Source organism: Escherichia coli (genome assembly GCF_036503815.1).
GTDB classification, from domain to species: domain Bacteria; phylum Pseudomonadota; class Gammaproteobacteria; order Enterobacterales; family Enterobacteriaceae; genus Escherichia; species Escherichia coli_F.
This window is the reverse complement of record NZ_AP027764.1, coordinates 3,267,072-3,289,451: the sequence shown is the minus strand read 5'-3', so window position 1 is coordinate 3,289,451 and position 22,380 is coordinate 3,267,072. Positions and strand designations below refer to the sequence as shown.

The 22,380-nt window shown below is 48.7% G+C and carries 20 protein-coding genes; 7 read left to right on the top strand and 13 right to left on the bottom strand.

Annotated features, from left to right (window positions below; all coding sequences use genetic code 11):
• Positions 1–2: 2 nt before the first annotated feature.
• On the bottom strand, positions 3–674 hold the full coding sequence (gene cecR, locus AABJ99_RS15765; protein ID WP_001296991.1) for a DNA-binding transcriptional regulator CecR: 672 nt from the start codon (positions 672–674) through the stop codon (positions 3–5).
• 228 nt (positions 675–902) lie between these two features.
• Between cecR and rhlE the strand changes: the two genes are divergently transcribed.
• Complete coding sequence (gene rhlE / locus AABJ99_RS15760) at positions 903–2,264, top strand: ATP-dependent RNA helicase RhlE (protein ID WP_000007113.1); 1,362 nt, start codon at positions 903–905, stop codon at positions 2,262–2,264.
• A gap of 105 nt (positions 2,265–2,369) precedes the next feature.
• Here rhlE and AABJ99_RS15755 read toward each other — a convergent pair whose 3' ends face one another.
• Together AABJ99_RS15755 and AABJ99_RS15750 are read right to left on the bottom strand one after the other, a co-directional pair.
• The gene (locus tag AABJ99_RS15755) at positions 2,370–3,665 is read right to left on the bottom strand and encodes a hypothetical protein (RefSeq protein ID WP_338387577.1); all 1,296 of its coding nucleotides are present in this window, start codon (positions 3,663–3,665) and stop codon (positions 2,370–2,372) included.
• A 41-nt stretch (positions 3,666–3,706) separates the two neighbouring features.
• Positions 3,707–4,054 (bottom strand): hypothetical protein, encoded by a 348-nt coding sequence (locus AABJ99_RS15750; protein WP_247146429.1) that lies wholly within the window; start codon positions 4,052–4,054, stop codon positions 3,707–3,709.
• Between the two features lie 304 nt (positions 4,055–4,358).
• Here AABJ99_RS15750 and AABJ99_RS15745 point away from each other — a divergent pair, with 304 nt between their 5' ends.
• The 5 genes from AABJ99_RS15745 to ybiE all read left to right on the top strand — a co-directional run bounded on the left by AABJ99_RS15745 (position 4,359) and on the right by ybiE (position 11,147).
• Complete coding sequence (locus AABJ99_RS15745) at positions 4,359–6,371, top strand: type III effector (protein ID WP_338387372.1); 2,013 nt, start codon at positions 4,359–4,361, stop codon at positions 6,369–6,371.
• Between the two features lie 283 nt (positions 6,372–6,654).
• Positions 6,655–8,805 (top strand): ATP-dependent DNA helicase DinG, encoded by a 2,151-nt coding sequence (dinG, locus tag AABJ99_RS15740; RefSeq protein ID WP_039021137.1) that lies wholly within the window; start codon positions 6,655–6,657, stop codon positions 8,803–8,805.
• A gap of 27 nt (positions 8,806–8,832) precedes the next feature.
• Positions 8,833–9,795: a DNA-binding protein YbiB gene (gene ybiB / locus AABJ99_RS15735; protein ID WP_039021133.1), complete on the top strand. Its 963-nt coding sequence runs from the start codon at positions 8,833–8,835 to the stop codon at positions 9,793–9,795.
• A gap of 140 nt (positions 9,796–9,935) precedes the next feature.
• On the top strand, positions 9,936–11,021 hold the full coding sequence (gene hcxB / locus AABJ99_RS15730) for a hydroxycarboxylate dehydrogenase HcXB (protein ID WP_039021132.1): 1,086 nt from the start codon (positions 9,936–9,938) through the stop codon (positions 11,019–11,021).
• 66 nt (positions 11,022–11,087) lie between these two features.
• Positions 11,088–11,147 (top strand): protein YbiE, encoded by a 60-nt coding sequence (gene ybiE, locus AABJ99_RS15725; RefSeq protein WP_211180490.1) that lies wholly within the window; start codon positions 11,088–11,090, stop codon positions 11,145–11,147.
• A 102-nt stretch (positions 11,148–11,249) separates the two neighbouring features.
• Here the strand turns inward: ybiE and ybiJ are convergent, their stop codons facing one another.
• From ybiJ to mcbA, 5 genes are all read right to left on the bottom strand, one after another.
• Positions 11,250–11,510, bottom strand: coding sequence for a DUF1471 family protein YbiJ (gene ybiJ / locus AABJ99_RS15720; RefSeq protein ID WP_000849301.1), 261 nt, complete (start codon positions 11,508–11,510; stop codon positions 11,250–11,252).
• A 264-nt stretch (positions 11,511–11,774) separates the two neighbouring features.
• Positions 11,775–12,041: a C4-type zinc finger protein YbiI gene (ybiI, locus tag AABJ99_RS15715; RefSeq protein WP_000146357.1), complete on the bottom strand. Its 267-nt coding sequence runs from the start codon at positions 12,039–12,041 to the stop codon at positions 11,775–11,777.
• Between the two features lie 73 nt (positions 12,042–12,114).
• A complete protein-coding gene (ybiX, locus tag AABJ99_RS15710; protein WP_000990146.1) occupies positions 12,115–12,792 on the bottom strand; it encodes a PKHD-type hydroxylase YbiX in 678 nt (225 codons plus the stop codon).
• 41 nt (positions 12,793–12,833) lie between these two features.
• Positions 12,834–15,116 carry a catecholate siderophore receptor Fiu gene (gene fiu, locus AABJ99_RS15705; RefSeq protein WP_039021131.1) on the bottom strand — a complete coding sequence of 761 codons (2,283 nt, stop codon included), beginning with the start codon at positions 15,114–15,116 and terminating at the stop codon, positions 12,834–12,836.
• Between the two features lie 264 nt (positions 15,117–15,380).
• Positions 15,381–15,641 (bottom strand): DUF1471 family periplasmic protein McbA, encoded by a 261-nt coding sequence (gene mcbA, locus AABJ99_RS15700; RefSeq protein WP_000710619.1) that lies wholly within the window; start codon positions 15,639–15,641, stop codon positions 15,381–15,383.
• A gap of 275 nt (positions 15,642–15,916) precedes the next feature.
• Here mcbA and rlmF point away from each other — a divergent pair, with 275 nt between their 5' ends.
• A complete protein-coding gene (rlmF, locus tag AABJ99_RS15695) occupies positions 15,917–16,843 on the top strand; it encodes a 23S rRNA (adenine(1618)-N(6))-methyltransferase RlmF (RefSeq protein ID WP_039021130.1) in 927 nt (308 codons plus the stop codon).
• Here rlmF and ybiO read toward each other — a convergent pair.
• From ybiO to dps, 5 genes are all read right to left on the bottom strand, one after another.
• A complete protein-coding gene (ybiO, locus tag AABJ99_RS15690) occupies positions 16,840–19,065 on the bottom strand; it encodes a mechanosensitive channel protein (RefSeq protein WP_001267253.1) in 2,226 nt (741 codons plus the stop codon). The two genes, rlmF and ybiO, sit on opposite strands and share 4 nt — an antisense overlap.
• A 116-nt stretch (positions 19,066–19,181) precedes the next feature.
• Positions 19,182–19,904, bottom strand: coding sequence for a glutamine ABC transporter ATP-binding protein GlnQ (gene glnQ, locus AABJ99_RS15685; RefSeq protein ID WP_000569080.1), 723 nt, complete (start codon positions 19,902–19,904; stop codon positions 19,182–19,184).
• Entirely contained in the window at positions 19,901–20,560 is a 660-nt protein-coding gene (gene glnP / locus AABJ99_RS15680; RefSeq protein ID WP_001159065.1) for a glutamine ABC transporter permease GlnP, read from the bottom strand. The genes glnQ and glnP overlap by 4 nt, the downstream gene beginning before the upstream one ends.
• 138 nt (positions 20,561–20,698) lie before the next feature.
• A complete protein-coding gene (gene glnH / locus AABJ99_RS15675; RefSeq protein ID WP_000843866.1) occupies positions 20,699–21,445 on the bottom strand; it encodes a glutamine ABC transporter substrate-binding protein GlnH in 747 nt (248 codons plus the stop codon).
• A gap of 403 nt (positions 21,446–21,848) precedes the next feature.
• Positions 21,849–22,352: a DNA starvation/stationary phase protection protein Dps gene (gene dps, locus AABJ99_RS15670; RefSeq protein ID WP_000100800.1), complete on the bottom strand. Its 504-nt coding sequence runs from the start codon at positions 22,350–22,352 to the stop codon at positions 21,849–21,851.
• Between the last annotated feature and the right edge of the window lie 28 nt (positions 22,353–22,380).

Sequence of the window (22,380 nt, the reverse complement as noted above, 5' to 3'; positions counted from 1 at the left end):
CACTACAAACTCCTTTGCGATAATCCTTGCAAAATCAGGTCGATATGACAGGTCACCGTCTGGTTGATCAGTTCGGTCTTTTCTTCATCGAACGCGGTCCAGCCGGTACGTAACAAAATAGTTTCTTTGCCAAGACGAAACGCCAGAATCTCACCAATCAACGCATGGGTATGGAGGATCATGCGGGTGTCGTTGGCGTCGCAGCCGGTCCAGGCGGCAATCAGGCGTGTAAGGTGGCTGTGTAGCGGGCTAATCACCTGTTCATGCACCAGGTGGTAGGCTGCCGTAGGAGAGAGTTGCTCACGGGAGATAAACTTGCTGAGGTTGACGGTGTCATCCTGGGTGAGCAGCTTAATCATGTTCCTGCAGGCGCGAAGGATCAGTTCACGAATAGCTGCGCGATCCGGCTGTGGTTGTGCGAACAAGCGTTCGGCTTCTTCAGCGTGCGGACGGAACTGCTCGCCAATAAAATCGGCAATCCACTGGGCGCAGGCGAGATACAAATCTTCTTTCGAACCGAAGTAGTAGGTGATGGCAGCGATATTCTGCCCGGCCTGGGCGGCTATCTCGCGGGTGGTGGCGTTCATTCCATATTCACCAAACTGCGCCAGTGCGGCAGCAATCAGCTGTTTTTTCGCCTGTTCACCCTTGATTGTCATGGCTGGATTATTCATCGCACAGTCCATTCTTAATCAAATGATTGATTAAGATTATGACTCCATATGGGAGTTGTCCAGTATGGCTAAGAATTTTAGCTACGCCAGTCACAGGGATAATTTATGCGCTGTGTCACAAAAACTGCTACACTCCGCCCCCTCATGACATTGTGGTTTTTGTCATTTTCCTTTTCAGTATCTCCCTGAAAACTACACCGGTAACGGTCGGGGCGGTTCGGAGTAGTTATGTCTTTCGATTCTTTGGGGTTAAGCCCTGATATCCTGCGCGCCGTTGCCGAGCAGGGTTACCGTGAACCCACCCCTATTCAGCAGCAGGCGATCCCTGCGGTGCTGGAAGGCCGCGACCTGATGGCCAGTGCCCAGACCGGTACCGGCAAAACAGCGGGCTTTACGCTGCCGCTGTTGCAACACCTGATCACTCGCCAGCCGCACGCCAAAGGGCGTCGTCCGGTACGTGCGCTCATTCTTACCCCAACCCGTGAACTGGCTGCACAGATTGGCGAAAACGTCCGTGATTACAGCAAATACCTGAATATTCGTTCGCTGGTGGTGTTTGGCGGCGTCAGCATTAACCCGCAGATGATGAAGCTGCGCGGTGGCGTTGATGTGCTGGTGGCAACGCCGGGGCGTTTGCTGGACCTGGAACATCAGAATGCAGTGAAGCTGGATCAGGTTGAAATTCTCGTCCTCGATGAAGCTGACCGTATGCTCGACATGGGCTTTATCCACGATATCCGTCGCGTGTTAACAAAACTGCCAGCGAAGCGCCAGAACCTGTTGTTCTCCGCGACCTTCTCTGACGATATTAAAGCTCTGGCGGAAAAACTGTTGCACAACCCGCTGGAAATTGAAGTGGCACGCCGCAATACCGCGTCTGATCAGGTGACCCAGCACGTTCACTTTGTCGATAAGAAACGTAAACGCGAATTACTGTCGCACATGATTGGTAAAGGGAACTGGCAGCAGGTGCTGGTGTTTACCCGTACCAAACACGGTGCTAACCATCTGGCTGAACAGCTCAATAAAGATGGTATCCGCAGTGCGGCGATCCACGGTAATAAATCGCAAGGTGCGCGTACTCGTGCACTGGCCGATTTTAAATCGGGCGATATTCGTGTTCTGGTGGCAACTGACATCGCTGCACGCGGTCTGGATATCGAAGAGTTGCCGCACGTCGTCAACTACGAGCTGCCAAACGTACCGGAAGATTATGTTCACCGTATCGGGCGTACCGGTCGCGCGGCAGCTACCGGTGAAGCGTTGTCGCTGGTGTGTGTTGATGAACACAAACTTCTGCGTGATATCGAAAAACTGCTGAAAAAAGAGATTCCACGCATTGCGATTCCGGGTTATGAGCCGGACCCGTCAATCAAGGCCGAACCGATACAGAATGGTCGCCAGCAACGTGGCGGCGGTCGTGGACAAGGCGGTGGTCGCGGTCAACAGCAACCACGCCGCGCTGAAGGTGGCGCAAAATCTGCGAGCGCGAAGCCTGCAGAAAAACCATCTCGTCGTCTCGGCGATGCCAAACCGGCAGGCGAGCAACAACGCCGTCGCCGTCCGCGTAAACCTGCCGCTGCGCAGTAATACCATGTAAGGGCAAAAGAGTATCACAGGCTTTTGCCCATTATTCAGGTAACACGGTCAGACATGCATGTCATGTCTGATTTTATTGTTTTTAATAAATTTGCTTTATGATCTATCTAGTGTATTTAAAATGGCAATGAAATTATTTCTTCTTGCTATCTGAATTATTGTTAATAACATTGGTTGATATTCATAAACAAATTCTGGGAAAGTCTGGAATAAACATGCTATTGCATAAAGTGTTTGTTCATCATCTGGAAAAGTATTATGAGATATGTGATTCAGTATTAGCTTGATTCTGTCCCTGATTTTATTATTTTCATTGTCTATAGTGTATCCGACTATCTCCCTAAGCAAAATAAAGTGTGCAGTCGTTTCATTACCATATATCTTTAGCAGTTCCAATAAACTGTCAAATTCTGACGCCTGAATATTTTTGGCACATAACTTTAACACTTTATCGAGTAACTCCAGATGCCCCGGTTCATAAACTGTTTTTTGTAGAATATTAAGTAATGTTAGCAATGATGAATATGCATAAGGAATATCTGTATTCAATAACAATTTCAAAGATTGAGCGGCAATTTTAGGTTGATATAAATGCCGCGATTCAATTCTGCTAATTAAAAAAGCAGTTGTATTCTTTTTAGTTTCATTGTCGGTAATCTCTATCATCTCAAACAGTCTGCTGAAATATCCTCTCAGATCGTATTGTGTAACAATAGAAATACAATCCGTGAATAAATCATTATATTCAGTTATTAAATTTGGATAGCTATCAAAAAGTGTATAACACATCTCCATATAATTATGCAATTTTAATATTTGTGAAGAGGATTTAATTGTCGCATCGCTAATGCTAGTTGTTTTTATCGATTCAATAGCGAAAATCAGTGGGCTGATACATTTCGATAAATCATCATGTTGTAACTTCAACACTAAAACTATATCTTTTATCCATTTTATTTTTAAGTCAATGTCTGTTTGTTTTGAGATGATGTTAATCAGTGCGTGTTGGACGCAGCGATGCCTGATTAAACTATGTTGATTTAAATATCCTCTGTGAACAGAGTTATGTGCAATATCCAGTATGGCATCAAAGAGCAAACTATCAGGATTTGAATTTGTGGAGGTAAAGATGTTCGTTATAAGATAATTTAATATCAATATTTTATTTCCGTCGTTATTTATATGGCGTAGTGGTGCCAATAACTTGTTATAGAAAACTTTCTTTTCCTCAGTGTTGTATTTGCTATTTTTGTCATTAATATGATTAAGAATTTTAACCAAAAGGATGATTATTTTGTTCTTATAATCGAGTAAATCTGGCTGAACATGATACGTCGAGAGGTACCCCCGGGTATCAAAAATAGAAGATGCATCGGGGCTATCAAAAGTCATTAAATCTTCCGGACTATTTATATCAAAAAGTTTGATATTTTTTATAAATAATTGTGAAAAAACAAAATACTTTCTTTATGAAATACGTCAGAATTATCATATAAAATATTAATTATTGGTAAGGCTATTTGCTCATTAGAAATTTTTTGCGGTTCTAAATGATAAGGGTTGTTTAATACCTTATTATTATATAAGGTTGATGTTAAATGCTGAATGAACATCTGCTTTTGTTCATGGTTCTTTGTTTTTTTAATAACATCTAGCAGTTTTTTGGCATTATTGTCAAACCAGAAAACCATATCTGTAATGGATAAGTTGTCAGGGAAATAGTTGGAGTTGCCTGGTGTGTTAGGTTTAAATAATGGCCACTGCTCAAACAAATTACGCATATTAACTCCTTTAATACGTCAAATTAAAATTCATAAAAATAATAAGTAATCATTATGTGCAAGCTATAGATTATGAAAGTATTACTATGAAATAATTTAAATTAACTATCAAAAATCGCTCATTTCTGCTTATTGATAGAAAGATTGATCGCCAGTCTGTTTAGAGCGGTGCAGCAGCAAAATTTCATAACCAGGTTATCCTGAGTTTACTGTGCGAAAAGTTAAAAAATGAGCGATTTCTGTAAGATTCCCTATTTTGCCAGGCTTATGATCCGCAGATCATTCATGTGCAAAGGAGCGGTGTATGGATTGTTCAAAATGCAATGGTTATGCGACGATGTTATTAAATATGGTGCAGGGTTCTGACCCGGTTAATTTACTGGAATTACATGGTTTCCTTGAACACTTCGCATATTATGTTTCATTTGGCAAATTTAATGCTGGCCACCAGCGCTATAATGCATTTAAAAAATTCGTCAGTGAGATTTCGGAGATCAGCGCAAATGATATCAATATGACGATTAAAACCGGGCAATCCAGACATGAAAATGTGATCTCTATAAATATGAATAATGCAATTCATCGTGATGAGAAAGGGATCACCGTCAGAATAGATAATATTAATGGAAAGAAAAATAACTCTAATTCATCAGATGTTTTTATTCCTTATGTAAATACATTTTCTGACCTCAAAAATAAAATACTCAGGATGAAAATTGAACTGACTGAAGGTAGTGGTTTTTCTAAAAGTCTTTTTGACAGTCAGATTGAGACGCATATTCTGAGGGATATTAATTCGCTTAACGTTGGTGAGAAATTGAATGATGATAATCTTGCATATCATTCTATATTCACTAACGAATTCTCTGTTATTATTCCGCCATCCTATTATGATGCGACTTCTGCAGTAAACGCTAATAATATTGTGAGAGAAAAACTATATGAAAGTGATAGTAAAGTTAAAGATATCGTCGATGATATGTCTAATCATGACGTGGAGAGCGAAAAAGATATATTTGTAATCGGGGGGATGATAGAAAAACTAGAGTCTCTGGCAGACGAATCTTTCAATGATAATACTGATAACATAAAAACAGTAAAAGATTTGCTAACGCAATTAACTGATGGCATGGAACTCTTCACGCTGCGGGACATGGTAGCATTCCCATCGTCCATAATAGCAAAACTATTAAAATCCCCACTTAATAGCGATCATGAACTTGTTATGCGCGCATTGGATACGTATCTGTGCTACTTCAGAAATAAAAATCTGAGTAACGATACGGAAATAATTAACTTTTTCCATGCTCTCTTTTTAAAGAGACCAGAGTTGATGGTTTCTGAAAATTATAGATTTATTCAATTTATTGATTTGCTTTTTGAAAACGGAAGTGTGGAAGAGAAAAACTTAGCATTTGACCTTTATCACAATTATCAGGTATTACCTGAAATAAAACAATTCGTTACTGAAGAAATAAAGTTGAATTTCAATCAGCTGCAAGGATTGTTAGATAAAGATAATAAATGTTATATCCTGTTATCATCCGATAACTCCGGGCGAGTAATGCACTTATCGCACCAGGCGTTAATCTCAATGCTTGAGCCAGAAGCTAAGAAAAAGACCATCTGGAATAATTACTCTATTTATCCATCTTTGCAGGATACCCATGAAGTTGTCAGAGATGATCCAGAAACGATTTGTACGCGTGCATTTCCTTTATTTGCAAAAGGATGGGAATATGCGCAGAAAAATAAGAAACACCAATTGATTCTCAATGCTCTTGGATTGAAAGGTTATATTCGTGATGTATTTATGTCAGCAATAATGCGAAAAACAGACTTTGTGCCAGAATCGGATAATCAACCGACAGAATTTAAATCATTATTTTCCTCTTTGATGACCGATTCAGACCAATGGCAACAGCATACTTTGAAAGAAAAACATTACACTAATCTATTAACGATGCTGGATCTCAAAGAGGCCAGTGAAAGTGATAAGTCTAAAATATTTTTCTGTCTGTCTGCCGTATTTGCAAATATTTCTCACAGTAATGTCTTTTACGGTATTCCTGATGCGTCAAAAATTTTAAAACGTTATGCATTTGCTTTATTGGCTAAAGCTTACTCTTTAGATGAAAATATGATAAGCAGTCAAACTTTTAATACATACAAAGCGGTATTGCTTGATTTCAATAATCTGTCTAATGAAGAGGCCAACCAGCTGCGTATAAGTTCGTTATATCGTGATATGGTCCGCTACGCACAATATCGTTTTTCTAAAGTTTTATCCGAGTGGACGCCAGACGCATGGCTGTAAAGATCCCAACAGGATAATGGCATTGATGGCCCTGGCTCAGGCCAGGGCGGGCAATACCGGTTCCTGCGAAGCGATGACGGCGGCAAGTGTAACCACGAAATGCGGTATCACTTGCTGTTTTCTGCCCTGAAGACTGGCGCTCACCGTGCCGTCGAACTTTCAATCAAATATATTGTGTGAGGGCGTGTTTGCGAGCCGCTTTCCAGAAACAGAAAAACCATTACCCCTGAAAACCGAAAAATGCCACAATATTGGCTGTTTATACAGTATTTCAGGTTTTCTCATGGCATTAACCGCCGCGCTTAAAGCGCAAATTGCCGCCTGGTATAAGGCGCTTCAGGAACAGATCCCCGACTTTATTCCCCGTGCGCCGCAGCGGCAGATGATTGCGGACGTCGCCAAAACGCTGGCCGGAGAAGAAGGGCGGCATCTGGCGATTGAAGCCCCCACCGGCGTTGGGAAAACGCTCTCCTATTTGATCCCCGGCATCGCCATTGCCCGCGAAGAGCAAAAAACGCTGGTGGTGAGTACCGCCAACGTGGCGTTGCAGGATCAGATTTACAGCAAAGATTTACCGCTGCTGAAAAAGATCATTCCCGATCTTAAATTCACTGCCGCTTTTGGGCGTGGGCGCTACGTTTGCCCGCGTAATCTGACGGCGCTCGCCAGCACTGAGCCCACGCAACAGGATCTGCTGGCGTTTCTTGACGACGAACTGACGCCAAATAATCAGGAAGAGCAAAAACGTTGTGCAAAGTTGAAGGGCGATCTCGACACTTATAAATGGGATGGTCTGCGCGATCATACGGATATCGCCATTGATGATGATCTCTGGCGTCGTTTAAGTACCGACAAAGCCAGCTGCCTCAACCGCAACTGTTACTACTATCGTGAATGCCCGTTTTTTGTTGCTCGTCGGGAGATTCAGGAAGCGGAAGTGGTGGTGGCAAACCATGCGCTGGTGATGGCGGCGATGGAAAGCGAAGCGGTATTGCCTGACCCGAAAAATTTACTGCTGGTGCTGGACGAAGGCCATCACCTGCCTGATGTGGCACGGGATGCGCTGGAGATGAGCGCCGAAATTACCGCGCCGTGGTATCGGCTGCAGCTGGACTTGTTTACGAAGCTTGTTGCTACCTGTATGGAGCAGTTTCGCCCGAAGACGATCCCACCGCTGGCAATCCCTGAACGTTTGAATGCGCATTGTGAAGAGTTGTATGAGCTTATCGCTTCGTTAAACAACATTCTCAATCTCTACATGCCAGCCGGTCAGGAGGCGGAGCACCGTTTTACAATGGGGGAACTGCCTGAGGAAGTGCTGGAAATCTGTCAGCGGCTGGCAAAGCTCACCGAGATGCTGCGTGGTCTGGCGGAGTTATTTCTCAACGATTTAAGTGAGAAAACCGGCAGCCATGACATTGTACGCCTGCATCGGTTGATTTTGCAGATGAACCGCGCGTTGGGGATGTTCGAGGCGCAAAGCAAACTCTGGCGGCTGGCTTCTCTGGCGCAATCTTCCGGTGCACCCGTCACTAAATGGGCGACGCGGGAAGAGCGCGACGGGCAGCTACATCTGTGGTTTCACTGTGTGGGTATTCGTGTTAGCGACCAACTGGAAAGGCTGTTGTGGCGCAGTATTCCGCACATTATTGTTACCTCCGCAACCTTGCGTTCGCTGAACAGTTTTTCGCGTTTGCAGGAGATGAGCGGGCTGAAAGAGAAAGCGGGTGACCGCTTTGTGGCGCTGGATTCGCCCTTTAACCACTGCGAACAGGGCAAAATTGTTATTCCCCGGATGCGCTTTGAGCCTTCCATCGACAACGAAGAGCAGCACATTGCCGAGATGGCGGCCTTTTTCCGTAAGCAGGTGGAGAGCAAAAAACATCTCGGTATGTTGGTACTGTTTGCCAGCGGACGGGCGATGCAGCGGTTTCTCGACTATGTGACGGATTTACGTCTGATGCTGCTGGTGCAGGGCGATCAGCCGCGTTACCGTTTAGTTGAACTGCACCGCAAACGCGTTGCCAACGGTGAGCGCAGCGTGCTGGTGGGCTTACAGTCATTTGCCGAAGGGCTTGATTTGAAAGGTGATCTGTTAAGCCAGGTGCATATCCACAAAATCGCTTTTCCGCCCATCGACAGCCCCGTGGTGATCACCGAAGGGGAATGGCTGAAAAGCCTCAACCGCTATCCGTTTGAGGTGCAAAGCCTGCCGAGCGCCTCGTTTAACCTGATTCAGCAGGTTGGGCGACTGATTCGAAGCCACGGTTGCTGGGGCGAAGTGGTTATCTACGACAAACGCTTGCTGACCAAAAATTATGGCAAGCGACTACTGGATGCATTACCGGTATTTCCGATAGAGCAACCGGAAGTCCCTGAAGGTATAGTTAAAAAGAAAGAAAAAACGAAATCCCCACGCCGTCGGCGGCGTTAATGATGTGAGTCAGGTAAGGAGTCGTAAATGGACTATCGCAAAATCATTAAAGAGATCGGGCGCGGGAAAAACCACGCGCGCGATTTAGACCGGGATACTGCGCGCGGTCTGTATGCTCATATGCTCAATGGTGAAGTCCCTGACCTTGAGTTGGGCGGCGTATTGATTGCGCTGCGTATCAAAGGGGAAGGGGAAGCAGAGATGCTCGGCTTTTACGAAGCCATGCAAAATCACACCATCAAGCTGACGCCGCCTGTTGGCAAGCCGATGCCGATTGTCATCCCTAGTTACAACGGCGCGCGTAAACAGGCCAACCTGACGCCGTTGTTGGCGATTCTGCTGCACAAACTCGGTTTTCCTGTGGTGGTTCACGGGGTTAGCGAAGATCCAACTCGCGTGCTGACAGAAACCATTTTCGAACTGATGGGTATTACGCCAACGTTGCACGGCGGGCAGGCGCAGGCGAAGCTCGACGAACATCAACCGGTGTTTATGCCAGTCGGCGCGTTTTGCCCGCCGCTGGAAAAACAACTGGCGATGCGCTGGCGGATGGGCGTGCGTAACAGTGCACATACCCTGGCGAAACTGGCGACGCCATTTGCCGAAGGTGAGGCGCTGCGTCTTTCCAGCGTTTCGCATCCGGAATACATTGGACGCGTCGCGAAGTTCTTTAGCGATATCGGCGGGCGGGCGCTACTAATGCATGGTACTGAAGGTGAAGTGTATGCTAATCCGCAGCGCTGCCCGCAGATCAATCTCATTGACCGTGAAGGGGTGCGGGTGCTGTATGAAAAACAGGACACTGCTGGTAGCGAGTTACTGCCACAAGCAAAAGACCCGGAAACCACGGCGCAGTGGATTGAGCGTTGCCTGGCTGGCAGCGAGCCGATTCCCGAATCGCTGAAAATCCAGATGGCTTGCTGCCTGGTGGCAACAGGTGAGGCGGCAACTATTAGCGATGGCCTGGCGCGCGTTAATCAGGCATTTTAATTTTCATCTCAGCCGGATGAGCCATGTCATCCGGCTTTTACCCCACCGCAATATGAAATTCCTGCATCTTTATTGACCTTCCCGCGCCCGGCGTGCAGCATAAAAAAACAACAAACACATAACATAAACAGGAGTTAATCATGGAAAGTGGTCATCGCTTTGATGCTCAGACGCTGCACAGTTTTATTCAGGCTGTATTTCGTCAGATGGGTAGCGAGGAACAGGAAGCGAAATTAGTCGCCGATCATTTAATCGCGGCAAACCTGGCAGGGCATGATTCACATGGTATTGGCATGATCCCAAGCTATGTGCGCTCCTGGAGTCAGGGGCATCTGCAAATTAACCACCATGCCAAAATCGTTAAAGAGGCGGGGGCGGTGGTCACGCTCGATGGCGATCGCGCATTTGGTCAGGTAGCGGCACACGAAGCGATGGCGCTGGGGATTGAGAAAGCGCATCAGCACGGCATAGCCGCCGTGGCGCTACATAACTCGCATCACATCGGTCGTATTGGTTACTGGGCAGAACAGTGCGCGGCGGCGGGGTTTGTCTCTATCCACTTTGTTAGCGTGGTGGGTATTCCAATGGTCGCGCCGTTCCACGGCCGCGACAGCCGCTTTGGCACCAACCCGTTCTGTGTGGTTTTCCCACGTAAAGATAATTTCCCTCTGTTGCTCGATTACGCCACCAGCGCCATCGCATTTGGGAAAACTCGCGTCGCCTGGCATAAAGGCGTACCCGTGCCGCCAGGCTGTCTGATTGACGTTAACGGCGTACCGACGACAAATCCGGCGGTAATGCAGGAGTCGCCGTTGGGTTCGTTGTTGACCTTTGCCGAACATAAAGGCTACGCCCTCGCGGCGATGTGTGAAATTCTTGGCGGGGCGCTTTCCGGCGGTAAAACAACGCATCAGGAAACGTTACAAACCAGTCCCGATGCCATTATTAACTGCATGACCACAATCATCATCAACCCGGAACTGTTCGGCGCGCCGGATTGTAGTGCGCAGACCGAAGCCTTTGCCCAGTGGGTGAAAGCCTCGCCGCATGATGACGATAAGCCGATTTTGCTACCGGGCGAGTGGGAAGTGAACACGCGTCGCGAACGGCAGGAGTTGGGGATTCCACTGGATGCGGGAAGCTGGCAGGCCATTTGTGATGCGGCACGGCAGATTGGTATGCCGGAAGAGGTGTTGCAGGCTTTCTGTCAGCAGTTAGCCAACTAAAAAAAAGCCCGTCCAGTGACGGACGGGCAAACAAGGGTAACATAGGATCAATGAGGGTTAGAGCATATGCGTCTGTCGGCAAACAGACAGGGAAATACTTGTGCTGGACGTAGCGTAAACGCCTGATCCGTCCAACGGTTCGGATTTTGTAGGCCTGATAAGACGCGGTAGCGTCGCATCAGGCACCTGTTGCCGGATGCGGCGTCAACGCCTTATCCGTCCTACGAATTACTTATAGATAACCGCGGTACCGCTTAATTTATTGTTGTTGGTGGCAGAAGTGATGCTGTATCCACTAGCACCAGCAGCCGCAGCTTTCTCAGCCAGTTTCGCTTCCAGGGCATCGAGGGTGGATGCACCATCGGCAGAAACCACGCCGATTTTATTCATGTTCTGTGCCTGGGATGCCGTTACCGGTTCCGCCGCGAACACGCCAAAGGACAGAGTTGAAAGAGCCATAGCAGCAACAACAGTATTGATAGTTTTCATAATTAATCTCTCGCAGGTGATTTTTGTTTAAGTGACGTTGTTTCGTCGATGTGATGAGTATCACGTTTTTTTACGAGAGATAAAATCGAAGAGAATTGACCGCCTTGTTCAAATAAATTGATTGATATCTAACATACTGATAAACCATTTATTTGTTGTACTTATGGACTTGTTTTATGCAGCGTGGCAGTCACGGCAGCGTTAAAGGCACGAAATGCCACGCAAAATACAAATTATACTCACTATACATCCCGCCAGTTGCAGTTAACGTAACTGGCTGTCTTTCGAACCTCTGCGATTATATCCTGTATAAGCTGGTTTTTGTAAATCTTTCTCCTGCTGACAATGAATGCATAAGCGCACACCAGGAATGGCTTCCCGACGGGCTTGCGGGATGGGGGCTCCGCACTCTTCACATTCATACAGGCTTTCGCCACGCGGAATTTCACCCCGGGCACGAGCAATCGCATCTTCAATTGTACTGTTGATCTGTTCGTTGACGGCGTCATCGTTAGCCCAACCGGATGCCATATCGTCCTCCCCATATCAATACTTGTACAGTTAAGTGTAGCTAATATAGGGGCGAACTCGGGCAGTTCAAGCGTCAGATCTCCGACCATTCCCGCAGCAGATTATGATAAAGATTGAGCAGCGACAGGATCTCTTCACTTTCGCCGTAGCGGCTTTTCAGCGACTGAATATTGTTGTCCAGTTCAAACAGCATGGCGCGCTTTTTATCATCACGGATCATCGACTGGATCCACATAAATGATGCCACTCGTACGCCGCGGGTTACGGGTGTCACGCAGTGCAAGCTGCTGGAGGGATACAACACGAGATCGCCTGCCGGAAGTTTTACCCGATGTTGCCCGAAGGTGTCATTAACGACCAGTTCGCCGCCGTCGTAGCTTTGTGGATCGCTTAAAAACAGTGTGGCAGAAAGGTCAGTACGCATCCAGCCGTTTTGTGGATGGCTGCGTACTGCGCCATCCACATGGAAACCATAGGTTTCATTGTTCTGATAGCGATTAAACAGCGGCGTGGAAAGGGTACGCGGCAAGGCCGCGGCAAAGAACAAAGCATGTTGGTTAACCGCGTTCAGCACCTCATTTTGCAGGGCGGCGTATAACGTGCTGCGGGTGTCTACCTGTTGATTGTTCTTAACTTGCGCACCTTGTGCGCCGGTGGTGACGCGTCCATCCACCCATTCGGCTTGTTCCAGTTGTTCGCGAAACCGGGCGACGTCCTTTGGCGATAGCACGCCGGGAATGTGGTACATCATACAAGTTCTCCAAAAAGTGGGGCCTGCGCCCCACATCTGAATCAGAAATGCATATTGGCCGTGAGCAAGAAGGTTCTTGGCTCGCCCGGGTGATAACGGTAGCCGCTCTTGTTGATTGAGGCGACGTAATCGGTATCAAACAGGTTGTAGACGTTTAGCTGGAAGTCGAGATTGCGATTAACCCGATACCCCAGTTTAGCGTCGGCGACCCAATAACCTTCGGTAAACGCTGGCGTTCCCACCGCGCCGTCAGAACCTTTATGCATACTGCCGATATAGCGTGCGCCCGCACCAACGGAAATATCATCGGTTGCCTGATACTGGCTCCATAAGGTAAAGGCGTGCTCCGGGGTATACGGCAGCGATGAGGAGCCATCCTGGGCAACATCTTTGCCGTTTTTGATGGTTGCTTTTTGCTGGGTATAGCCGCCAATCACCTGCCACGCGGGAGTGATATTCCCGGCCACGGATATCTCATAGCCTTCGACGCGTTTCTTACCGTATTGCGAGTAAGTTCCGTCATCATTTTGCTCAACTTCATTTTCGATATCAGTACGGAACAGCGCGGCGGTGAGCAACAGGCGTTTATCCAGAACCTGCCATTTGGTGCCAATCTCGCTGGTGTTGGCTTTTTGCGGTTTAAAATCGGTACGGTTGGCACTGTTACCGCTGCCAGACTGCGCAAGGGCGAAGTTGTTTCCGCCCGGCGGCTGTTGGGAAACGGCATAGTTAATATAGACATTGCCGTTTTCCGTCAGGTGATACAGCGCCCCGGCTTTCCAGTTCACCAGATTGCCAGACTTGGCGGTGTCAACAGTGGTGACCGGAGAACCTTTCGCCACGCCAGCTGGGCAGGTAACGGCACCTCGGCCACTGCCGCCGCAGGCGGTGGCACTGTCATATTCAGTATGATAATTATCCAGACGGATCCCGCCGTTCAACTCAAAATCACGGGTGATTTGCAGCGTATCGAAAGCATAAATTGCGAAGGTGTCCGTCTGACCATTGGCGTTTGCGCCGTTGCGCGTCAGGCCGCCAGGATGAATGCTGCTGTCAGGATGATAAATATTCACCGCGGGTAACGTCAGCGGATTAACGCCGTAGTTGGTTTGTGTTTCACGGGTAAATTCCACGCCGGTACTGACATCATGACCGATAGAGCCGGTATAGAACGTCGAGGTCAGGTTGGTCTGGTTGGTGAGAATTTTATTACTCACATCTTTAGTATTCGCAATACGGGACCAGGTCCAGCTATCCACATTGCTGGTGGGCTGGGTAATATTCGACGCCCCGCCCATAATCGCCGTCATCAGGTAATCCTGCTTCACGCGCGACCAACGCGTAGTGTTGCGAATAGTGGTGTTCTCGCTAATGTCGTGCTCAAAACGCATGGTAGCGGTGTCGGTGGTCGAATCGTCGTAATCGGAATCCGTGCCGTAAAAGTTATGCGTATCAACTTTTCCGGAATGATTCAGGGCCGCCGTTCCCGCAGATGGGGCAGAATAGCCCGGCAAACCGATGGTCGGAATGCCGCCGTCTGGCGTGTTGTGCTGGGTGACATGCAGATAATTAAGATACAAACGATTCGCTGTGCCAAGGCCAAAAGCTACAGAAGGGGCGACGCCGTAACGCTCATTTTTAACTTTGTCGCGTCCGGCATCGTGCGTTTTTTCACCCATCACATTCAGGCGCACCGCGGTGGTATCACCAATGACCTGATTGACGTCCAGCGTGCCGCGGCGGAACCAGGCGCTGCCAATACTGGCGGAAGCGTCAATGCCTGAATCATTGCGCGGCTGCTTGCTGATCATATTGATCGAGCCCGTCGGCGCGCTGCGCCCGTAGTCGGTGCCGGACGGCCCTTTAATCACTTCGACCTGTTCGGTATTGAAGGTGTCGCGTGAGACGCTGCCGATATCGCGAATCCCATCAATATAAATACTGTTAGAAGTATCGGCACCGCGCATATAAATGGCGTCGCCAGTGGTGGAGTTACCGTTCTCACCAGCAAAAAACGCACCCACTCCGGGGACGTTTTTGAGCGCATCGGTAAGGTTGGTTGCGCCCTGATCTTTAATCACTTGTTCAGAAATCACCGTCATCGTGCGGGTCGTATCCGCTACCGGACGCGAGAATTTCGGATCGGCAGATTGTTGTGGTGCATAAAGCGAAGGCGTTGATGCTTCGACAACCAGCGTGTCATCCGCGTTAGTTTGCCCTTCGGCGGCGAGTGCCTGTGCCACAGGCGTAATACCAATACAAAGACCGGCAAAGAACGTGAGCGAATGAAATTGTCTGGCAGGGAAATTGCGATTGTTTTCCATTTTGCAGGTGACTTTTTCTTATATGTTGAAATTTTCACTGTCACGAGAAAGCCTCTCTGCGGATGCGATGCCACTGTTAATCCCGTGATAGTGTTCGTGCAAGTGATAATAATTTTGATAAGCATTATCACTTGGCGCGATTTTCTATCACCCATTGCGCGAAAAAGAAATACATTTATTTACATTGCGTTCATATTTGATGTTTTTTGATTACAAAACAGGCGAAAACTGCATCCAGAGGCGAATGCAGTTACGTTGGTGGGGTTATTTGTAGATGGTTGCAGTACCGAACATCTGGTCATTTCCGCCTGCGGAATTAATGACATAACCTTTCGCGCCTTGTTCGCGCGCTTTTTCTGCCAGTTTATCCTCCAGATCGCTTAGATTTGATGCGCCAGTTGCCGAAACGGTACCGGCGGGCCGTAGCTGACCGCTGTCCAGGTTACTCATTGGTTGTGCGGCATAAGCCGTGAGAGAGATTCCGCTCAGGACGGTGGCAATCAGTAGTGTGAGGCACTTTTTCATAATGACATCCTCATAAATACAACGGGTAGTGCCTGATAAGTGTAGGTCGCCTGGACGATGAAAATGACGCAAAAAATTGACAGAGATGTGCTTGTTTTTTGAACGATATATTTTTACAAAATAAGACAAATCAATGACATGCATGATGCTGATTTTTATGATGAATTGATGGGGTAACAAGATAAGTGGCATATTTTGCGCATGATACACGACGCCAGATATTTACCCTGTCGCGTTATGCGGGTATCTTACGCCGCTGCTTAAAGGAGAATGCTATGTCCGCCCAGAAACCGGGGTTGCATCCGCGCAACCGTCATCACAGCCGCTACGATCTTGCCACGCTTTGTCAGGTCAATTCTGAACTCAGGCAATTCCTCACGCTTACACCTGCCGGGGAGCAAAGCGTAGACTTTGCCAATCCGCTGGCGGTGAAGGCGCTCAATAAGGCGTTGCTGGCCCATTTTTACGCCGTAGCGAACTGGGATATCCCGGACGGTTTTCTCTGCCCGCCAGTGCCAGGTCGGGCAGATTACATTCATCACCTTGCCGATTTACTGGCTGAAGCAAGCGGAACAATTCCAGCTAATGCCAGCATTCTGGATATCGGCGTTGGTGCGAACTGTATTTACCCGCTGATTGGCGTACATGAATATGGCTGGCGTTTTACCGGTAGTGAAACCAGCAGCCAGGCGTTAAGCAGCGCGCAGGCGATCATCAGCGCTAATCCGGGGCTTAATCGCGCCATTCGTCTGCGTCGGCAAAAAGAGAGCGGGGCGATTTTTAACGGTATTATCCACAAAAACGAGCAATACGACGCGACCTTGTGTAACCCGCCATTCCACGATTCCGCCGCTGCGGCACGGGCGGGTAGTGAGCGTAAACGGCGTAATCTGGGGCTGAACAAAGACGATGCATTGAACTTTGGTGGTCAGCAACAGGAGTTGTGGTGTGAAGGCGGTGAAGTGGCTTTTATCAAAAAGATGATTGAAGAGAGCAAAGGCTTCGCGAAGCAGGTGATGTGGTTTACCTCACTGGTATCTCGTGGCGAAAACTTACCGCCGTTGTATCGTGCTCTGACGGACGTGGGCGCGGTGAAAGTGGTTAAAAAAGAGATGGCCCAGGGGCAAAAGCAGAGTCGCTTTATTGCCTGGACCTTTATGAACGACGAGCAGCGCCGCCGTTTTGTCAATCGCCAGCGTTAAAGCGTTGGTTCCCCCGGCGGCAACGGTTCAGCCGGGGTCGCGCCCGGAGCAGGCAGCACCTGATAAGTCTGCACTGGCGCGCGAACGCCCGCCAGGTCGAAATGTTTTTTCACCTGGCTGTCGAGGGCAAAGCGTACCGTCCACTGTTTGAGTGGCAGCGTGGTGAACGAAACACGCAGTGTAAACGCGGTATTGCTTAAGCCGACAATCCCGGCAAAATTCGGTTCACCAATAATCAGCCCGCGAATTTCTTCGTTTTCCATTAATTCCGCTACCGCATCTTTCAGTGCCTGATTGGCTTTATCAGCATCTTCATGGCGATCAACATCGTAATTTGCCACTACCGAACCAATGCCGCGGACAAAGTTAGCAAAGGTGGTAATCGAAGACCACGGAATGATGTGATACGCCCCGGTATCCTGGCGTACGCCCACGGAGCGAATCGACATCCGTTCCACAGTGCCGGTCAGCGGCCCGATAGTCACCAAATCTCCAGTGTTCATGCCGTTTTCAAACTGAATAAATACCCCGGTGATAATATCTTTCACCAGCGTTTGCGAACCAAAAGAGATAGCCAGCCCCAATGCACCAGCACCTGCCAGCAATGGCGCGATATTAACGCCGATTTCTGACAACACAATCATGATGGTGATGGTACTGATAATCACCGCCAGCGCGTTGCGAAACAGCGTCAGCAGAGTACGCGTGCGGGCGCTCGGTAGCGGGCGGCCATGAATATCCGAAGCCAGCCGGTTTTCGATCAAACTGGCGAGCACCGTCCAGCCAACCGCCGAGAAGAAAAGGATGAGTGCGATACGGATCAGGATATCTACGGTTTTCTGCCCCGCGCCGTTTTGCAGCCAGTTCCAGAAATCGAACAATCCCCATGCGCTCAACAGCAACATCACCGCCACGCAGACGGTCAGAATACGCGCCGTTTTCAGTGCCGCCGACAGCCAGCCGTTCAGCCGTTTTTGCAGTTCCGGATAATTACGCTGAGTATGTGGCGAGAGAGTGATGGTTTTCGCCAGCCAGCGGGAAAACATACCGGAAACAAACGCGGCGATACCAATAATCGCCAGGCTGCGTACCGTTGCACCCATCATAAATTTCAGGCTGTTGCCCGGATCGAACAACGAAAAGAAAAACAGCACGATAAAATAGGCGCTTGCCAACCAGTGCCACACCAGCGCAAAAGCGCGAATAAACAGGCTGAAAAAGGCCAGCGAATGCTCCGCGAAGTTGAGCAAATGCTGGGTAATCTCTTTTTTATTACGAAAGATCAGGTACAACGCCCAGACCGTCATGCACAGCATAATGATGACGTTCGCCAGCGCACCTATCTGTACATTCACCTGATTAGAGATAATCGGCACTGCCACAATCAGACCATACCCAATCAGGCTGCTTAACCAGCTCAGGCGACGACTCCAGTAACGGGCGCTTTCGTCCTGAATCGTGAACGGGCGCAGCTCCGCCACGTTGGGGCAAAAAATCAGGCGTAGTACGGCTTTGAAAAATTCAATCAGGGCAAAGGCGTTGAGAAACAAACTTTGTTGGAAAGCGATGGTGCGACTGCCCGCATTCAGGTTATCGCTTAAAACCTGACCGACAAATAATGTCAGTGCCAGTAACAGCAGGTCGATAATAAACGCCCCGATAATCATCGCCGGAAGCTGCAACCAGTTACTGCGCTCACGATTTTTTTGCCGCGCCCACTGGCCCATTTTGCGATACAGCGGAAGTGCGCACAGGCGAATCAGCCAGTAAAAACCAAACACTAATACCGCTAACATTGAAAAATGGGTCAACGCATTGCTGAAGGTTTGTGGATTAAACGGCTTATGCGGGGAGCCGGTGATATTGCGATAAAGTTGTCCGAAGCGGGCGGAAAGGGCTTCACCATAATGGCGGCTGACTTCGGTGACTTTTTGCAGCACAGTTTGCTCTTCAACCAGCGTCGGCGGCACGATCTTCGGTACGGGTTCCGCAGGGGGCGTCGCGGCGACGGTGCGCAACTGGTCGATCAACTCTTTACGCGAGGTGTCATTATCCAGCACATCCGCCAGTGCGCCATAGGCCGCTTTTTTTTGTTCGATATCCGGTTCCGGGGCCGGTTCAGTCGTTGAGTCCGTTGTCGTTGTGGTTGTAACGCCCGGTATGGATACCGCGTGGGCAGGTGCGCCCAGCAGGCAGAAGAGGATGAACAGGATCCACCGCATGACTCCTCCAGTGAGAAAACAGAGCAAAAAGATAAGTATAGATGCTGGGGGAGGGGCGATTTTAAATGAGAGGAATCTGGTGTGCCTCCCTTTCGGGGGAAAGGGAGGCTGAGAAGTTAAGAGACGTGCTGCAAAAATTCCTGCAAGCGCTGGCTCGGCGGGTTCTTGATCAACACCTGCGGGTCGCCATCTTCCGCAATCCGGCCTTTGTCGATAAAGATCAGGCGCGAAGCGACTTTCTCGGCAAAACCGATTTCGTGGGTCACGATCACCATCGTCATCCCTTCTTCAGCCAGATCCTGCATAACCTTCAGCACTTCATGGCGCAGTTCCGGGTCAAGAGCGGAAGTCGGTTCATCAAACAGCATCATTTTCGGCTTCACCGCCAGCGCGCGGGCGATCGCCACACGCTGCTGTTGACCACCAGAAAGTTCGGAAGGGTAGTGATGTGCACGTTCTGCCAGACCGACTTTCGCAAGCAGCTCACGCGCCAGTTTTTCCGCCTCTTCTTTGTTCGCGCCACGCACGCGTAGCGGACCAAACATCACGTTTTCCAGCGCCGTCAGATGCGGGAAGAGGTAAAACTGCTGGAACACCATACCCGCTTCCTGGCGAATCAGGCGCTCGTCAACTTTCGGATCGTTAACCTTCAGGCCATCGACAATCAGATCGCCGGAGGTGATTTCTTCCAGTTTGTTGATGCAACGCAGCAGGGTAGATTTACCGGAACCGGACGGCCCGATAATCACCACGACTTCGCCCTGGGCAATGTTCAAATCGATATTGTGCAGCACCTGGGTTGGACCAAAATGCTTGGAGACGTTTTTAAATTCAATCACAGGATTTTCATCCTTCTTTCCAGACGACGCAGAATAAAGCTCAGCACCAGGGTAATAATCAGATAGAACACCGCCACGGCGCTCCAGATCTCAAGGGCGCGGAAGTTACCGGCAATAATTTCTTGCCCCTGACGGGTCAGTTCCGCCACGCCGATAACAATAAACAGCGAGGTGTCTTTAATGCTGATGATCCACTGGTTACCCAGCGGCGGCAGCATACGACGCAGTGCCAGCGGTAAAATGACGTAGCGAATGGTTTCCCAACGTGAAAGACCGAGCGCCAGTCCTGCTTCACGAAAACCTTTGTGAATAGACAGCACCGCACCACGCGTGATTTCTGCAATGTACGCGCCGGAGTTGATCATGATGGTGACCACCGCCGCAGTAAACGGGTCGATGCGTAAGTCGTTAAACGCCATCGGCAGGGCAAAGTAGATAAACATCACCTGGACGACGATAGGTGTGCCGCGGATCACTTCAATAAAGACCAGCGCGACGTGGTTGGCTATCCAACCACCGAAGGTGCGTGCAAAACCTGCCAGCAATCCGATCACCAGGCCGCCAGCCAGACCGAGGACCGAAATCCACAGGGTCATTTTGGCACCTTCAATCAGAAGCGGAATGGCAGGCCAGATGGCACTCCAGTCAAACTGCATATGTTGTTCCTGTTACCGTGGTGTAAATAATCAAATTCAGGGTAATTAATGGCCCCGGAGCGGGTTTGCGCCCCTCACCCTAATCCTCTCCCCAGAGGGGAGAGGGAACTGCCAGTGCGCTTTACAGGCGTAGCATTATTATTTCGGTTCAGTACCGAACCATTTTTTGTAGATTTCGTTGTAAGTTCCGTTCTCGCGCAGGGTTTTCAATGCGCCGTTGACTTTGTCACGCAGCTCGTCGCTACCTTTCGGGAACGCAATACCGTATTGCTGTGCTTCCAGAGAGTCACCTACCGCTTTGAACTGACCGTTACCGGCGGTTTTGATGAAGTACAGAATGTTTGGCGTATCGTGCAGAACGGCATCTGCGCGGTTGGTGCCCAGTTCCATATAGGCGTTATCGATGTTCGGGAACTGACGCAGATCTTTAGTTTTGATGTTTGCTTTCGCGTAATCAACGGAGCCAGTGCCGCTCTTCACAGCAACCACTTTCCCGTCGAGATCTTTCACGCTTTTCACATCGTTATTGTTAGCTTTCACCATCACTAACAGGCCGCTTTTGTAGTAGCCGTCAGAAAAATCGATCGCTTTTTTACGCTCGTCGGTAATGGTGATGCCCGCCAGCGCCAGATCGACGTTTTTGGTTTGCAGTGCCGGAATGATCCCACTGAAATCCATCGGCTTCAGTTCGTAATCCAGCTTCAGCTCTTTAGCGATGGCAGCCCACAGATCAACGTCAAAGCCCACGTATTTATCGCCCTGTTTAAATTCAAACGGAACGAAGGCGGTATCCGTCGCGACAACTAATTTTTTATCCGCGGCATGAGAAGAAACCGCAAAAGCCAGGGTCAGTGCAGCCAGTGAAACTTTTAATACAGACTTCATAGCATTTCCTTTTTTCTATCCACGGGACGATCCCCTGCGTGACATTCACATATATGAAAAAATCGTGCCAGTTTTGCAACTCATTGATTTATCGAGATGCGGTAAAAACGTGATGCACGATTTATAGGGCAATACCCTGAAGATGCACCATTCTGGGGCACCAAACTGGTGCGCTAAAATTGTGCACTCAACACAGTGATTATTTAGCGTAAAACCTGATGAAAAAACAATCTTTATGTAACGATTGTGTGATGATGTGGATACAAAAAATTTACTTAATCAGCTGGAGATAGCAGATGGATGCACTAAATAAGTGCGTTGAGGTGGGCTGCAAAACAAAACGGCCTCCTGTCAGGAAGCCGCTTTTATCGGGTACTAAAGTTCTCCACCATCAGCGATGGATTTATTCGATGTTAGACTCGATAAACCACAGGAATTTATCCAGGTCGCGAGACGCGGCGGTCAGGATATCTGCGGTGTCGTCATCTTTCGCTTCACCAATCGCTTTGCGTACGTCATTAGCGACGATTGCGTAACGGTCAGCCAGTTCTTTCAGGTGATCCTGAACGTTGTGGATGTCCAGCGGGTAACTTTTCAGCGGGGTTTTGCTGTTGATAACTTGAGTGGTCCCCAGAGCTACACCGCCCAGCTGCACTGCACGTTCTGCCATGGTATCCAGATGATCGATCAGTGCGGTGCGGAAGCCATCCAGCATTTCATGTACGGCAATGAAGTTAGCGCCGCGCATGTTCCAGTGCGCTTGTTTGGTAATCAAAGAAAGATCAATAAACTGGATAACCTGGCGATTCAGCAACTCTACTGTTGCTTTTTTCTCGCTGTCAGAGACATCGTTGCGGGTATAAAGCAGATTGGTCGCTTTTGATTTAACTAATTTAGCGGTACTCATAATTTCATATCCTCTTGATGTTATGTCC

What these genes read in the sequence shown, in the direction of transcription:
- cecR (WP_001296991.1), bottom strand. Translation starts at nt 674, where the DNA reads ATGAATAATCCAGCCATGACAATCAAGGGTGAACAGGCGAAAAAACAG.
- rhlE (WP_000007113.1), top strand. Translation starts at nt 903, where the DNA reads ATGTCTTTCGATTCTTTGGGGTTAAGCCCTGATATCCTGCGCGCCGTT.
- AABJ99_RS15755 (WP_338387577.1), bottom strand. Translation starts at nt 3,665, where the DNA reads ATGACTTTTGATAGCCCCGATGCATCTTCTATTTTTGATACCCGGGGG.
- AABJ99_RS15750 (WP_247146429.1), bottom strand. Translation starts at nt 4,054, where the DNA reads ATGCGTAATTTGTTTGAGCAGTGGCCATTATTTAAACCTAACACACCA.
- AABJ99_RS15745 (WP_338387372.1), top strand. Translation starts at nt 4,359, where the DNA reads ATGGATTGTTCAAAATGCAATGGTTATGCGACGATGTTATTAAATATG.
- dinG (WP_039021137.1), top strand. Translation starts at nt 6,655, where the DNA reads ATGGCATTAACCGCCGCGCTTAAAGCGCAAATTGCCGCCTGGTATAAG.
- ybiB (WP_039021133.1), top strand. Translation starts at nt 8,833, where the DNA reads ATGGACTATCGCAAAATCATTAAAGAGATCGGGCGCGGGAAAAACCAC.
- hcxB (WP_039021132.1), top strand. Translation starts at nt 9,936, where the DNA reads ATGGAAAGTGGTCATCGCTTTGATGCTCAGACGCTGCACAGTTTTATT.
- ybiJ (WP_000849301.1), bottom strand. Translation starts at nt 11,510, where the DNA reads ATGAAAACTATCAATACTGTTGTTGCTGCTATGGCTCTTTCAACTCTG.
- ybiI (WP_000146357.1), bottom strand. Translation starts at nt 12,041, where the DNA reads ATGGCATCCGGTTGGGCTAACGATGACGCCGTCAACGAACAGATCAAC.
- ybiX (WP_000990146.1), bottom strand. Translation starts at nt 12,792, where the DNA reads ATGATGTACCACATTCCCGGCGTGCTATCGCCAAAGGACGTCGCCCGG.
- fiu (WP_039021131.1), bottom strand. Translation starts at nt 15,116, where the DNA reads ATGGAAAACAATCGCAATTTCCCTGCCAGACAATTTCATTCGCTCACG.
- mcbA (WP_000710619.1), bottom strand. Translation starts at nt 15,641, where the DNA reads ATGAAAAAGTGCCTCACACTACTGATTGCCACCGTCCTGAGCGGAATC.
- rlmF (WP_039021130.1), top strand. Translation starts at nt 15,917, where the DNA reads ATGTCCGCCCAGAAACCGGGGTTGCATCCGCGCAACCGTCATCACAGC.
- ybiO (WP_001267253.1), bottom strand. Translation starts at nt 19,065, where the DNA reads ATGCGGTGGATCCTGTTCATCCTCTTCTGCCTGCTGGGCGCACCTGCC.
- glnP (WP_001159065.1), bottom strand. Translation starts at nt 20,560, where the DNA reads ATGCAGTTTGACTGGAGTGCCATCTGGCCTGCCATTCCGCTTCTGATT.
- glnH (WP_000843866.1), bottom strand. Translation starts at nt 21,445, where the DNA reads ATGAAGTCTGTATTAAAAGTTTCACTGGCTGCACTGACCCTGGCTTTT.
- dps (WP_000100800.1), bottom strand. Translation starts at nt 22,352, where the DNA reads ATGAGTACCGCTAAATTAGTTAAATCAAAAGCGACCAATCTGCTTTAT.